This is a genomic window from Mucilaginibacter sp. P4_A11 (genome assembly GCF_056402535.1).
The window spans coordinates 93,734-109,465 of the sequence record NZ_JBFUHE010000015.1 but is presented as its reverse complement, the minus strand read 5'-3'; the positions used below and the strand labels follow the sequence as shown (position 1 = coordinate 109,465).

The window sequence follows — 15,732 nt, the reverse complement described above, 5'->3', positions numbered from 1 at the left end:
TCTATATAAGGTTTAAATAATGATTTAAATATGTGAAAAAAAGTGCTTCGCAACTAATTATTTTATCCTTTAAGATCTGCATAAAACAAAAACCGGGCACTAATCATTGACTAATGCCCGGCTCAAATGTTACAGTTTGGTGTTAACTATTGTACCTTATCCAAAGGTGGTATATTGGTTTCAGAGCCCGAATAACCCTTGCTTTGGTTAATATGGCCGTTTACGTTCAGGTCGATCTCGCTTTGCGGGATAGGCCACAATACGTGGTATGGCGAAATAGTATAGTGGTTACCTGAGTTGGTTACAACATTTGGATTTTTGTAAAAATCGTTCTTCTCCATGATCCTGTCATAAAAGAAATTGCTTGTTGAAAAATTGGCCACGTTATAGCTTTTTCCGTTATAGGCAGGGATCCCTGTTTGCGCAAAGATGTAAGCTATGCGGGTGAGCTCGGTTTTACGCGGCTCTTCCCAATACAATTCCCTTTGGCGTTCGTCAAGGATGGTACCTATGTTTACATTGCCTGGATCGGTTAACAGTTGTGCATTGGCGCGTGCCCTTACTTTGTTGATATCATCCATGGCAAGTGCATTTTGTCCTTTCCATATGTATGCCTCGGCACGCAGCAGGTAAGTTTCGGCTAAGCGGAAAACGTACCAGTCGGTGTTGGTACCGCGCGGCGGGCTCCACCATTTATCAAGCGCAATAGGGCCTGAGCCGATGAATACCTTATAGTGCGGCCAGCCAAACCATGCACGGATGGTATCTTTGGCACCATTAAGGAAACGTTTGCTAACGTTGGCATCGGTATACTGCTCAAGGTGTTTGCCGTACCAGGTAGGATCGGAAGTTTTGATAGCCGGACTGTTGTAAACAAGATCGGTCATGTTCATCCAGTTTCCGGGAGCGTGCCTTAAGTCGGTATTATCTGTCCAGATGTATTTGGTAGCATAAGGTGTACCACGTAAACGGCCTATACCACGGCCATACCATAAGGTAAGCGGAAACTCTTCTGTTACTTTATCCGAAATACCCGGTTTAAGCGCGCCGGGGGTAAGGATAGTACCGTTATGCCACATAGGCACACAGTTCCTCATTACCTGCGATCCGTTTGGCGTAGCACCATCAAGCGTTTCGCGGTCAAGCACTACATATAAAGCTTCGGCATTGGTTCCCAGTGCTTTGTTTTCGGGACGGTGAAGGTCCCATATGATGTTTTTTGAAGCATCACCCGCTACGATACCAAAACGGTTGGTCATGAGGTGATAAGGGCCATTGATAGCAACGTTGGCCGCAGCGATAGCATCATCAAACAAACCAAGGGCAAGGTCAACTTTAGCCAAAAGGTGGGCCGCGCCGCCTTTTGAAATATCGCCTTTGGCATTTGCATCGGTAAGGTTAGCTACAGCAAACTCCAGGTCGGTTTTCATTTGCTTAAGGATCACAATGCGCTGCGTGCTGAAGTAACCTGTATTTACAGCAGTTTCTTCTTTTAGCAGCAATGGCACATCGCCAAATTCATGCACCAAACGATAGTAGCGGTAAGCCCTGTGAAACAATGCAGTGGCTTTTACCAGGTTTTTATCAGCATCTGACGGCCATTTGATGTTATCGATTCTTGATAAAATAACGTTACAGTCATGTATACCCTGGTACCATGAGCTCCAGTAGCGGCCTATTTTGTTATAGTCGTCGCTGTTTAAGTTGGCAGTAGGGGTGATACGCGCGTTCAAATCCTGCGCCGGTGTGGTTTTATCGGTAGTGCCCTCAACGGCGGCATCGGTAAATATCGATTCGGTAAGTAACGGGGCCGAGTCGCCGAAATACTCAAACCTAACGCTTACATTTAGTGTAGCCAAAGCGGCTTTAAATGCAGCTGGAGAGGTGTAAGTTACATCGGGTGTAAATTTTGATGGTGCCTGCGGATAAAGATCAGCCCGCTTGGTACAGCCTCCCGTTATAAATATGGTTGCCGCTGTTAAAGCTGCAGCCATGATGTTTTTGTTTATCTTGTTCATGTATAAATCCCTCCTTTAAAAAACTATGTTAAACCCGGCTGATAAATATCTTGGAGTAGGGCCGCCGTTTTGCGGGTCCCAAAGCGGCCAGCTTGAGAACACTGCGGCATTGCTTGCGTTCACAAATAATTTGGCGCTTGATATGCCCAGGCGTTTGATCAATTGCGGACTGAAAGTATAACCGATTGAAGCAGTTTGCAGCCTTACAAACGAAGCTTTGCGCCAAACGTTAATAGTAGTGCCAGATGAGCCTGAATTTAAACGGGCGTAATCATCGATCTGGTTATCAGGGGTCCAGTAAGGCAGTACGTATGAGTTCATACGGGCAAAACCTACGCTGCCTGGATTGTTCAATGCCTGATTATATTGTTTTAACTGGCCAATGCTTGATACCAGCAGGAACGATACATCAAAATGTTTAAGGAAGTTGAAATCGTTGCGTAATGACCAACTGAAGCTTGGGTTTTGTGAACCCAGGAATTGCTTATCATCGTTAGTGAACTTAAAGTCGCCGTTTACATCCTGAAGTTTAAAATCGCCAGGTTTAGCGCCGTATTTAGCAGCCTGATCGGCCTCAGTTGTTTTCCAAACGCCCTGGATCTTGTAATCCCAAACGGCATTTATATCGTGACCAATAAACCAGCCGTTGCCGATATCATCTTTTTCAACATTAGTGGTAACACCGTTGGCATCAGTAACAGGGAATGCACCATACAGGTGAACGATCTTATTGCGGTTCAGGAAAAATGTTCCGCTGGCATTCCAGTTGAAATTTTCGCTTTTAAGAATTTTTCCATCCAATGAAATTTCAAAACCTTTGTTGTTAACCTGGCCTATATTGGTATATGGGTTGGAGTTATTAGCGCCGCCCGGCAGATCGTTTAATGAGTTGTAGCCCTGAACGTCAAGAATACTGCGTTTAACAAGCAGGTCGGTAGTTTTACGATCATAAACATCTATTGAACCGCTAAGCCTGTTGTGCAATATGGTGAAATCAAGCCCAATGTTTGGCCCTACAGTACGTTCCCATTTCAACGCCGCGTTTTGCAGCGTACTTACATAAATACCGCTGTTGTTGGTAACTGTACCGGAATTGTTTGCAGTTGGGTATTTGATGCCGCCTAATACAGCTAAGGATATAGATGGATCAGCAGTAGTAGTTGAGGTACGGTTACCGTTGGCCCCGTAGCTGAAACGTAATTTACCATAATCAAGCCATTTAAAAGCATCACCTTTCATGAAGTTTTCATCACTGAATACCCAGGCAACTGCTGCCGAAGGGTAAACCTCGCGGGGATGTTCCAAACCAAAGGCTGAAAAGCCGTCGCGGCGTACAGTAGCGGTAACAATATACCTGCCTAACAATGTATAGTTGATCCTGCCCATGATGGCATCTGCGTTATAAACACGGTCGTCGCTGCTTTCAACAGGTAACGTACCTGCGCCAATGTTATGATAACCCAAAATATCGGTAGGGGTTAGCTGTGTATTTGAAGCGTTGGTATACCAGGTTGAATATTTTTCTTTGTTGAGCAGGAAGGTTGCATCAAAGCTATGGATGCCAAAGCTTTTGTTCCAGCTTAATATGTTATCAAGGTTATACCTGTACCGGTTTTCCTGTGTTCGGATAGCAGTACCGCCCGTAAGTTCGTTAGGGTTAGCCACCGGACGGAAGAAGAAGTTCCTGTACGATTCGATGGTTGGTGCATAGTTCACGGTATACTTAATGCCAAAAGGAAGATCCAAACGGGCAAAAAGTACAGAGAACAGGGTGTTTTGAACGGCCACGTTTTGATTGTAACGGTTACCGAGGAATGGGTTACGCTGGTTCAGACCGCTGTCATCGGTATCTATCCGGCGTAAGGAACCATCTGCATTGTACATATCGCCATAAGGTGATGAGTTGATGATCTGCGTCCAGTCGGCTTCAGTACCATCAATGCCCTGACCGCTTAACGGAGTGCTGGCAGAACCTTCATCGCGGCTTGCAAACTGGGCGTTAACACCAAGCGTTAAAAACTTAGCGGCCTTACCTTCCAGGTTTACACGGAAACGACCGTCGGTATACTGTCCGCCCTGGATCAGGTTCTGGTTTTTGGTGTAGTTGCCGGATACATAGTATTTAACCGTTTCTGAACTACCCGAAAAGCTGCCGGTATAGTCCTGGCGGAAACCATTGCGGAATATCAGTTTCGACCAGTCGGTAATTTTACCAGCCTGGTAGTTGGCAATCTCGTTCGGGAATAAACCTAAACGCTGCAGCCAAATGGTGGTTGGATCGCCGGTAGCACCGTTTAAGAACTGCTGTAACGTTACACCATCGGGCAACTTGTTAGGGTTGCTGTAATAATAATAGGGGTTTGAAGTATTGGAACTGCGGGCTCCGTCGGCGCGCCAGTTAAGGAAGCCATCGCCTGTATAATATTTTTGATTTTGAAGTAGCTGTGCAATACCAAAGTTGGCATTTAAGGTGATTTGAGTCCCACCTTTTTTTCCTTTTTTGGTAGTGATAGCAACAACGCCACCTGCCGATTGCGCACCGTATACGGCAAGCGCACTTGGGTCGCGCAGTACATCAACGCGATCGATATCGTTAGGGTTAATATCAGCCAGCTGCCCGGGATAAATAACACCGTCTAAAACGATAACAGGTTGAACGTTGCCCGAAAGCGAGGCTTTACCCCTGATCTGCAAGTCGCCTGTACCACCGCCTTTGGCCGAGGTATTCAGAGCAACCGAAATACCGGGGATATTACCCCTGATAATGTCGGTAGCGCTGGCTGGGTGTTCGTTCTCCAATTTCTCGGCTTTAACACTGCTGATGGCACCCGTAACATCTTTTACTGCACGTGTACCGTAACCTATTACCACGACCTCTTCCAGTTGTTTGTTGGCATCGGCCAGCGTTACATCAATAGTGGTGCGGCCTTTAATTGGTTGCTCCTGCGTAGCCGAACCCACAAAGCTGAATACAAGTGTTGCGTTACCATTTGCGGTAATGGAATAACCGCCTTTTACATCCGTAACAGTTACGGCTCCCGTTGATTTGTTTTTAACGGTGGCGCCGGGTATTGGCAAACCCTGGCTGTCTTTAACAATCCCCTTCACGGTAATGTCCTGTGCAAAGGACCGTGTCAGTATTGTAATAAGTAAAACAAAAATTAGCGTAATTTTTTTCTTCATAATTAATTGCTGTTTAGTTGGTTAAGCAGCCGCGGCTGCCGGAATTCGCTAAAGGCAAACCTGGTTTACACAATAGCAATGCAGGTAGGTACTGCCGTGCGGTGTTTACTTCATTTGTACAATTTGTTGGTTAAGCGTATTACTAATTGGTAATTGGTGGGGTAAATTTAACGTGGAATAAATCAATTATGCAATAGGTGGATTGTATGTAAGTTATTGATTTTAAGATATTTAAATCAATTTTGATACGTTTTGATAACGATAAACTCAAACGTTGAAGTGGCGTATTTACAGCGGGTTACACCCGGTTGATTTTTACAGGTGATACGCTTTGTGAACAAGAAAAAAAAGTGAAAATAATTTAAAAAATGACAATTGAGGGGATTAGAGAGTGGTTAAAACCTGCTTTATTATGCAGAAAACCAAGTTTTGATGAGGGAAATGAGAGGGTGGGAAGCTTGGTTAAAGACCTTGAGGGAACGAAAAAAATTATCGTCATGTTGAACTTGTTTCAACACCTCACTCGCTAAGCCACATGCTGAGCAAGTCGGCGACCTTTCTAGTGGGGTGCTGAAACAAGTTCAGCATGACGCGGCGGAGATGTTATTTTCCATTCAGAGTCAGCTATCCATAGACTCTGTCTACGGATTTACTATGCCTGTAATTTGCAACTACATGTAGTTAAAATATCGAATTATTCTTGATGATTGCATTCTGTAGTCGAAGACTACAGGCATACTTGTCCGTAGACAGAGTCTACGGACAGCGAAACAACGAAACAATTTAGGGTCGTAGTGTAGAAACGCACCACATGCGTCTTTTGGAAGTCTTTGTAATGCACACTAATCACATCACCAACACTGTCCAACCTTGCTGATCGTTCTTCTTACGCGATTTTTTCTTTTCCTGTAGTACCTTTTTTATGCGGATGGCATAGGTCCAGCAGGTGCTTTGCCTGATATCGAGCTTTTCGGAAAGTTGATGTGATGAGATAGTTCCGTTGGTACTGTAAATAAGATAAGTAAGGTAAAACGCTTTGTTAATGGGAATGCGGCTGTTTTGAAATATGGTATTATGCAGAGCCGATTCTTCATAACTGCATTTGGTACACCGGCGGCTGTGCGGCAGTCTCCCGGCGCAATAGGTTGGGTTTGAGCAGCGGGTACAAATAAAGCCATCCTTCCATTTTAAAGCCGACAGGAATTTAAAGCAGGTCTCCTGATCGGGATACTTGGCACTAAATTCCTCATAACCCAGCTCTGTGGATAAGGCACGCGATTCGGTAACCTTTTCAATATTGGTTTTCAGTTGAACGTTATCTTTTTCAAGTAAAACGTTCATTCGTAATATTTCGCCGGCCTGTTTTTCCAGTTGCAGGTTGGCCCGCAGCAGTTCTGTATTTTGGTTTTCGATGATCTGGCTTTGCTGCCTTACCTCGTTTGATTTTTCGACCAGTTCACGTGTCCGTACCCGTACTTGCCGTTCCAATTCCTCATTGATCGAGTCCTGTAACTGGCTGTTCAACTGCATCTGCCTTATGGTTTCCTCATGGGCCGCATCTTTTTCTTTCCGAAGAATCCGTACCTGATCGCCAATGGCAAATGATAACAACACCATCTCAATAATAAAACAAAAACTGAGGCTGTAGTAACTTATCGGGTCTGGTAAAAAATAGGTATAACCAAGGGCGGTAAGTGCTTTTACAATAAAGCCTATAAACAGCACCGAGTAGGCTAATACAAAAAAGCGGGCTGGCTTGTAACCATTTTTATAAATATATAAACCGGTAATAAAGGCCAGCGATAGCGGGATCACCTCAACAAACTTATAAACAAACAGTGATTTGTTGAAAATAAGGCAGTAAAGGAAGTAAGTAGTGCGCAGCAAAACCACATAATTTATAAGCCGGTTAAATTGCGGAGCTTTTGTTTTAACCTGCAACAATGCCTTGCTGAATACCAGTGCACAAATGCTGATAAAGTATAAGGAAATGCCATTGCCATAGTGATTTAAACCAGGAATCCCGGGCCATAAATATTGGAACGCTATGCCGTCGGCACTCATCTCATACAGCCCTACACTTAAAATGTAAAATACGTAGTATAGGTATTGTTTCTTTTTAACCGCCAGGAACATGAGCAGGTTATGGAAACAAAAAATAAGGATCATGCCATAAAACAGGCCGTAGGTTAAATATTCATTAAGCGCATAGTGAATAAAGTAATTAATGGTACGGTAAACTATAATAACGTTAACCGCATTGTGCGATTTTATCTTGAAATAATAGGTATGATAGCCTGCCTGGGTATCCCCGATCAGGAACTCGAAGTTTTTATGATGAAAAAGCCTGCTGCTAAAATCAAGATTAGCGCCCGACTCATTTTTGATATACCCGCCCGCTGCATCAGGCATATAAGCCGTTACTTCATCAGTTGTTTGATCAAACAGCTCAATGATGCTGTTGCCGCTTACAGGCTGGTCAAAATACATCCGTACGCGGAACCAGTAAGTAGAGGTTTTATGGTGATTACTGGGATAGTATGAGCTGTTTTCGGCAAAAGACGAACTCATTGTCTGTATGTCCTGGAATGTTAGTTTTCCGGCGCTGTCTTGCAGGTATTTTACCTCATTAAGGGTAAACTTATGCTGTTGAATACTTTTATCAATGCTGACTACATTTTGCGCACGTGAAGTAAGCGCCCAGAGGCACAAATAAAAAATAAATAAATACTTAGTCAATGCGGGTAAATGTTTAATCAAATGTTTTTAATAAATAAGTATGACCCACTATAACTGTACAATTTAAATACGCGTAGTTACAGTATTCTCAATTTCAGGAATGATGGCCGTGTACAATAAATGTTTATTAACAACCGGTTTATAATATCTCAAATATAATTAAATGTTAATTATTTGTCGCCAATATGGGTGTTATTTTCTTTATATCTTTTGATAGGCTTTTGTTGTATTGCTATTTCTACCTTATCAAAAAAGGATAAAATCTGCGAATAAAAGCCTGTTGCATTTTGATACCTTTGGACCTAACCAGTTATCGATTATCCGGCTAATGTTTGAGCGACTAAAGGCTTTATTGCTTATTCCTTTTTTATGTTATTCTTTCATAACCTCAGCAAAAGGCCCGGGTTTTCCGGTTAGATATTTAGGTATTGAAGACGGTCTTTCAAATAACGCGGTAACCTGTATCACACAGGATCAATATGGCTTTATGTGGATGGGAACTTACGATGGCCTTAGCCGTTATGATGGTTACACATTTAAGGTTTTCCGGAATATTTGGGGGGATAAAAATTCGCTGGTTAACAATCACATTAAATCTATTAATGCTTGCGGCGGGCGATTATATGTGGGGACTGAAAAGGGCCTCATGTTTTTTGATTATGCCGATTCCCGCTTTCATGCACTTTATTGTTATAATGAAAAAAAACAGCCTGTTAAGATCGGGTTTAACATCAATGAAATAGTAGCCGACAAGTCAGGTAATATTTTTGCCACTAATGGTACATATGGCTTCCTGAAATTTGGAAGAACAGATACTATCGGCAAAGAGATCTTGTATGATGTCAAGAAACAGCGGTTCAATACGCTTGCAGCGCGGATGGATAAGCAGGGAACCATATGGGTGCTGGTAAGTGGGGCCGGGCTTGGCCGATATGATGCTGCAACTGATAAGATAAAAATTGTAGCGCCCGAATTGGCGAATGCGGGGAGTATAACTATCGATGGAAAAGGAAAAGTGATTGCAGGGTTGGGTAACGAGTTGTTTATGTACGATCCGCTTACGCTGAAAACCACAAAGCTTGACATAGGGCTTAACAAATTAATAAATAACAGCATTTTTAGCCTTGCCACAACAAAAAACGGGGATATCTGGGTTACCACAAACGGTGGAGGGATCAAAGTTTGGGACCCGGCGGTGGGTAACATTACTTATATCACCGCCGGCGAAACGCCCAATAGCCTACGCAGCGGTGCCGTTGACGCTGTTTATGAAGATGATGAATCCCGGATCTGGATAGCAACCTTAAGGGGCGGTGTAAACATTATTGACCGTAAGCCGGCGTCATTCCATTTGTTTGCACACGATGCTTTTAATAAAAACAGCGTTATCAATAATTTTATTCTGTCGTTTTGTGAGGATAAGCTACATAATATTTGGGTTGGTACCGATGGCGGTGGGTTAAATTATTGGGATACCAAAACAAACACATTTACTCCCTATGTGCATCAAAACGCCCCGGGATCCATCAGCAGTAATTTTGTAGTAAGTATTTTAAACGATTATACCAACAAAATATGGGTGGCTACCTTTAACGGCGGTATTGATGCGTTTGATAATGCTACCCGGCAGTTTAAGCATTATAGTTGCTACAACCCGGTAGACAAAAAGGAGGAACGGAATTTTTGGAAGCTTTATGAAGATTCGCAACACCGCCTGTGGGCCGGCAGCACCTGGGGAGGTGCTCTGTTTTTGTACAATCGTGCTAAAGATCAGTTTGAACTTTTTGATAAAAGCCTGGTAAATATCCACGCACTTTTTGAGGACCATGCCGGCAACCTTTGGGCAGGCAACTACAACAGTCTGATAAAAATTGATATTCAAAATAAAAAGCACCGGATTTACTTTATTGGCCAGGCCATCCGGGCTATTACCGAAGATAATAAGCACAATTTATGGGTAGGCACTGAAGGGGGAGGGCTGCTTCAATACGATACCCATACTAATCAATATAAAAGGTATACGGAATCGGCCGGGCTGCCCAGCAATACGATCTTGAATATCCTGATAGATAACAGCGGGAATTTATGGTGCAGTAGTTATAACGGCCTTTCCAACTTTAACGTAACAACAAAAAAGATCACCAATTATAATGCTTCCGACGGGCTGCAAAGCAACCAGTTTAATTATAACGCGGCGCTAAAGCTGGCATCGGGTAAAATGCTTTTTGGCGGTATAAAAGGGTTCAACCTTTTCTCGCCTGATAGTATTGCCTCTTACGTTCATCAGCCGCGGTTAATGCTTTCTGATTTTAAAATAAATAATGCATCAATTGAGCAGGGTAGCACATATACACAAAAGCTGCCGTTAAACGAATTGAAAAAAGTGACCATCCCGTTTAGTGAAGCTACCTTAAATATCAGCTACACTGCGCTTGAATATTCATTTCCTGATAAGATCTCCTATGCATATTATCTTGAAAGCTGGGACCATGGCTGGAACTACGTGGGTAAACTAAAGTCGGCCTATTTTTCACGGTTAAATGAAGGCACTTATACACTCAGGATCAGGGCTACCAACACAGAAGGCCAATGGACGGCTGCGCCGATCTCCATTAAAATTATTGTTTTACCGCCCTGGTACCGCACATGGTGGGCTTACCTAATTTACCTGTCGGTGGTGTTTGCCATAGCCTATGCATTTTATAATTACAGGGTAAACCAGGCCAAACTCAGGTTTAAAGTAAAGCTGGCCAATTTACAGGTAGAAAAGGAAAAAGAGCTCAATGAAAAGAAGCTGACTTTCTTTACCAACGTATCACACGAGTTCAGGACACCGTTAACGCTTATTATTAATCCTATAAAGGATCTTCTTAATCAAAACAAGGGAAATACAGAAGAGCTGAGCACCATATACCGCAATGCACGCCGTCTGCTGGGTTTGGTTGATCATTTATTGCTTTTCAGGAAAACCGAAAGCGAAAATGCATCGCTGAAAGTCAGCAAGCTGAATTTTGTAAGCTTATGTAATGAGGTTTATTCATGCTTTATTCAGCAGGCAAAAATTAAACAGCTTAATTACACCCTTGAAAGCAAATCAGAAAGCATTGAAGTGTACGGCGACCTGGAGAAGATTGAAATAGCTTTGTTCAACCTGATCTCAAACGCTATAAAATTTACGCCCGACCGCGGTACAATCCATATTATAATTGAACAGGACGATGTTCATGTATATTTTAAGATAATGGATAACGGTATAGGGATAAATGCAGAGGCGGGTGACAGGCTGTTCGATAAATTTTACCAGGCAAAGGACAAAAACTATTTCCGCAAAGGTTTTGGTATAGGCTTATACCTGGTTAAGGTTTTTATTGAAAGCCATAAGGGTAATATCAGCTACTCTAACAATCCCGATGGCGGTACTACATTTGTGCTTGCAATGCCAAAGGGTAAAGCCCATTTTGCCGGGGATGCGATAGTTGAGGATGTTGTACCGGATTATACTTATGTAAATGAGCTTATTGATGATGACAACAAAGCGATTGCGGCGGAAGAGGATGATCTGGCTGCATTAGAGCTATTCAGTTCGGCCAGGCATACCCTTGTGGTGATTGATGACAATGATCAGATCCGTTCATACATCAAAAAGATCTTTACGCCGGGATATAATGTGATTGAAGCCCAAAATGGTGCAACAGGCCTTGAGCTGATAAAAAAACACATGCCCGACGTAATTATAAGCGATATAGTTATGGATGGCCTGAGCGGGCTTGATCTGTGCCGCATTATAAAAGAGGATCAGGCTATAAGCCATATCCCTGTGATCCTGCTAACGGGTGATACCACGCCCGATATTATGCTGAAGAGCATAGATGAGGGTGCTATTGATTTTTTACGCAAACCATTTGATAAAGAACTGCTTATAGCCCGGGTAAAAAGCGTATTACGCAATAAAACTGAGCTGCAAAACTATTTTTATAAAGAGGTTACCAAAAAAAGTACCGGCCGCAGTATTTCGCAGGAAAATAAAGACTTCCTGAATAATTGTATTTCGGTGATCGAGCATTATTTTACCGACGATAAGTTTGATGTATATGTGTTGGCCAAGGAGATCGGTATCAGCTATGCAACCTTATTTAAACGCCTTAAAAACATTACCGGGCAGTCGGTTAATAATTTTATCCGCTTTGTGCGCCTGCGCAAAGCTGCCGAATTACTCATCCAAACCAATTGCAATGTTAACGAAGCTGCGTTCCAGGTTGGCTTCAGCGATGTGAAATACTTTCGAGAGCAATTCTTCAAGCAATATAATATCAACCCGTCGGATTTCATCAAGAAACACCGCGCCAGTTTTCAAATTTCGTATCGTATGAACGAGTTCGAAAAAAACTCTTCCAAATAGTCCTGCCATTATTAGGGTGATATCTCATCACGAGGAAAGCTTCCTGAAATAAAATAAAAGTGAATTTGACACTTATTTTCTCGTGTATTCTACAAAAACTATCAAAAAGGCGTGTTTTTGTATGTTTTGACCCCGGTAATTTATAGTTTTACCCCTCTCTCGTATTGCCAAATTCCGCTTATTTCGTTTCAACCGACAGGCAATAATCAGTACCAATATTTTATTGCCGGCAATTCATAAACTAAAAATTAATGTAATGAAAGTTTCAAAAACGCGCAATTGGATCGCATCTGCTGTGGTGTTAAATCGCCCCGGATAAGCACGGATCACAATCGAAAATCCAAATTAAATAAACCCAATAACCAATTAAATTATGAAATATAGATTTACTCATTTAAACAGTTTTTCCGTATGGCTTTTGATGATCATGCTGCTGGGCATAACTCAAATAGCAAATGCGCAAACAAAAATTAATGTAAAAGGCGTTGTAAAAGATGCCACAGGCAATGCCCTGCCAGGTGCGACAGTTAACATCCAGGGTACAACCCAGTCAACCACAACCGATGTTAATGGTGCTTTTAAAATTGAAGTAACCGAGGGCTCTACGCTAAGGATTTCGTTTGTGAGCATGGTTCCGAAAACCATAGTAGTTACTAAAAACAGAACTACATTGAACGTAGTACTTGAGGACAATAACAAGCAGCTTAATGAAGTAGTGGTTGTAGGTTATGGTACCCAAAAACGTTCGGATGTTACGGGTTCGGTCACAACGGTTCCAAAGTCCCGCCTGTCGCAATTGCCTGTTACTAACGTTTTACAGGCTATAGAAGGTGCCGTTGCAGGGGTAACTGTAACCACATCATCATCTATTCCGGGTCGGCAACCTTCAGTTACAGTAAGGGGGCAAAATTCTATTTCGGCAGCTTCGGGACCTTTTGTGGTTGTTGATGGTATCCCGTTAACAAAAAGCGGCGGGTCGCTTAATGATATTAATCCAAATGATATTGCTTCTATGGAAATCCTGAAAGATGCATCTGCAGTGGCAATTTATGGTGCAAATGGCTCACAGGGTGTTATCCTGATCACAACAAAACGTGGTACAACAGGTAAACCCGTTATCCGTTACAATGGTTATGCCGGTTATGAAAACCTCGGGCATATTCTTGAGCCGCGTGATCCCGCCTCTTTTACCCAAAAATTTCTTGATTATGAATCGCAAAACCACCTAACCCAGCAATTTCCGGAGCCGGTATATAATAACTCTGAAAGGGCTAACTATGCCGCAGGTCGTACTATTGACTGGGTAAAAGAAGTTACCCAACAAGGATTTATGCAGGATCATAACCTGAGCGTAAGCGGTGGAACACCCGATGTTAAATATTTTTTATCGGGTGATTACCTAAAACAAAAAGGTGTTATAAAGGGCTATCAGTATAACCGTGCCAGCGTACGTTCAAATTTAGATGTGAACGTAACCAGCTTCCTGAGCATAGGCGCAAATCTGTATTTCGCCAATAATAACTATGATGGGGGCAGGGCAAATTTGTTGAATGCTACCGCTATGAGCCCATATGGTAATGTTTACAACGCCGATGGTACTTACACCATTTATCCAATGGCGCCTGAGCAGTTATATACCAACCCGCTGCTTGGCTTAACTACTGATCAGATAAACCGCAGCGTAAACATCAGTGGTAACGGTTATGCCGAAGTTAAATTTGGCGGTGTGCTCAAAGGTTTAAAATATCGCTTAAATGCCGGATACACTTACCTGCCTACCCGTGTTGATAGCTATAGCGGACGTTTGGCAAATACCCCTTTGGGATCGGCTGCTGCCCTAAGTTCCGAAACCAACAGTTACACGCTTGATAACCTTTTACTTTATACCCGCGATTTTGGTAAGCACCGGATTGATTTTACCGGGTTATACAGTGCGCAGCAACGCAAATATTTCACATCAGGAATAGCAGGTACCGGCTATATAAATGATGAGCTGTCATTTAATCAGGTTGGTATTGGTGCAACGGTATCAGGTGCAACGGTTAACAATTCGTTTTCAGGTACCTATTCAGACAGGTATGCACTTAATTCACAAATGGCGAGGTTAAATTATTCATATGACAGCCGTTATTTAGCAACAGTAACTGTCAGACGCGATGGTTCATCTGTGTTTGGTGCTAATACATCAAAATATGGCTGGTTCCCTGTTGCCGCACTTGGCTGGAATGCATCTAATGAAGATTTTCTAAAAAACTCAAAGGTGATCAATAGCCTAAAGCTTCGGGCATCGTACGGTAAAACAGGTAATGAAGCGGTGAGTGTGTACAGAACCATAACATCTGATGGTACGGTAAGGTTTCCATTTAACGGCGTAAGCAGTGTTGGTATACAGGCAAGTAACCTTGGTAACGGTAACCTGCACTGGGAAAGTACCAACCAGGCCAATATTGCTGCCGATTTCTCGATATTAAAAAGCCGGATTAGCGGTACCGTAGAGTATTATGATTCAAGAACAACCGGGTTGTTGCTAAACCGCGCGCTGCCATTAGTAACCGGTTATAATGTGGTGGTTGATAATATTGGTAAAGTTGCTAATAAAGGTATTGAGGTAACATTAAATACCCGCAATATTGATGGCAGAGATTTTAGATGGGAAAGCACTATCGTGTTTGCATCAAATAAAAATAAAATTGTTGCACTTTATGGCGATGGCAAAGATGATATAGGTAACAAGTGGTTTATCGGCAAACCTATCAATGTGATATATGATTATAAAATGACAGGCGTTTGGCAAACAGGCGAAGATCCTTCCAAACAGGATCCGGTTGCTAAGCCTGGCGATTTGAAATTTGCCGATATTAACGGCGATGGTAAAATTACTGCCGATGGTGACAGAGTTGTATTGGGCCAGCAGGACCCTAAATGGACTGGCGGTTTAACCAACACTTTTCATTATAAAAATTTTAACCTGAGCATTTTTGTACAAACGGCACAGGGCATGTTAAAAAATAATGCCGATTTAAATTATGCCGACGAATCGGGCAGAAGAAATACACCTGCGGCAGTTGGCTACTGGACACCAACCAACAACAGTAACGACTTTCAGTCATTAACCTATACCAACACACGTGGTTATGGTTATCCGCGCAATGCCAGCTATACCCGCATTAAAGATGTCACCTTTAGCTATGTGGTTCCCCAAAGACTGCTTGATAAAGCAGGCATAAGCGGTTTAACCTTTTATTTGAGTGGTCGTAACCTGAAAACTTTTACGAACTGGATAGGATGGGATCCTGAGGCCAGTTACTCAACCCGCGGATCGGGCGATTGGACAAATAATTATCCTCAAACCCGTACAATCATTTTAGGTGCCAATATTTCTTTAAAATAAAG

The 15,732-nt window shown here is 42.6% G+C and carries 5 protein-coding genes; 2 read left to right on the top strand and 3 right to left on the bottom strand.

What is annotated here, in order from left to right; genetic code table 11:
• Window positions 1-146: 146 nt before the first annotated feature.
• The 3 genes from AC1DUD_RS24615 to AC1DUD_RS24605 all read right to left on the bottom strand — a co-directional run bounded on the left by AC1DUD_RS24615 (window position 147) and on the right by AC1DUD_RS24605 (window position 7,940).
• The gene (locus AC1DUD_RS24615) at window positions 147-2,018 is read right to left on the bottom strand and encodes a RagB/SusD family nutrient uptake outer membrane protein (protein ID WP_477379383.1); all 1,872 of its coding nucleotides are present in this window, start codon (window positions 2,016-2,018) and stop codon (window positions 147-149) included.
• Between the two features lie 15 nt (window positions 2,019-2,033).
• On the bottom strand, window positions 2,034-5,201 hold the full coding sequence (locus tag AC1DUD_RS24610; RefSeq protein WP_477379381.1) for a SusC/RagA family TonB-linked outer membrane protein: 3,168 nt from the start codon (window positions 5,199-5,201) through the stop codon (window positions 2,034-2,036).
• Window positions 5,202-6,047: 846 nt separating this feature from the next.
• Window positions 6,048-7,940 (bottom strand): 7TM diverse intracellular signaling domain-containing protein, encoded by a 1,893-nt coding sequence (locus AC1DUD_RS24605; protein ID WP_477379379.1) that lies wholly within the window; start codon window positions 7,938-7,940, stop codon window positions 6,048-6,050.
• A gap of 328 nt (window positions 7,941-8,268) precedes the next feature.
• Here AC1DUD_RS24605 and AC1DUD_RS24600 point away from each other — a divergent pair, with 328 nt between their 5' ends.
• A complete protein-coding gene (locus AC1DUD_RS24600; protein WP_477379377.1) occupies window positions 8,269-12,339 on the top strand; it encodes a two-component regulator propeller domain-containing protein in 4,071 nt (1,356 codons plus the stop codon).
• A gap of 373 nt (window positions 12,340-12,712) precedes the next feature.
• Complete coding sequence (locus tag AC1DUD_RS24595) at window positions 12,713-15,730, top strand: SusC/RagA family TonB-linked outer membrane protein (RefSeq protein WP_477379375.1); 3,018 nt, start codon at window positions 12,713-12,715, stop codon at window positions 15,728-15,730.
• Window positions 15,731-15,732 lie beyond the last annotated feature (2 nt).

Bases quoted from the DNA above. Each gene is read 5' to 3' on its own strand.
- AC1DUD_RS24615 (WP_477379383.1), bottom strand. From the start codon at position 2,018: ATGAACAAGATAAACAAAAACATCATGGCTGCAGCTTTAACAGCGGCA.
- AC1DUD_RS24610 (WP_477379381.1), bottom strand. From the start codon at position 5,201: ATGAAGAAAAAAATTACGCTAATTTTTGTTTTACTTATTACAATACTG.
- AC1DUD_RS24600 (WP_477379377.1), top strand. From the start codon at position 8,269: ATGTTTGAGCGACTAAAGGCTTTATTGCTTATTCCTTTTTTATGTTAT.
- AC1DUD_RS24595 (WP_477379375.1), top strand. From the start codon at position 12,713: ATGAAATATAGATTTACTCATTTAAACAGTTTTTCCGTATGGCTTTTG.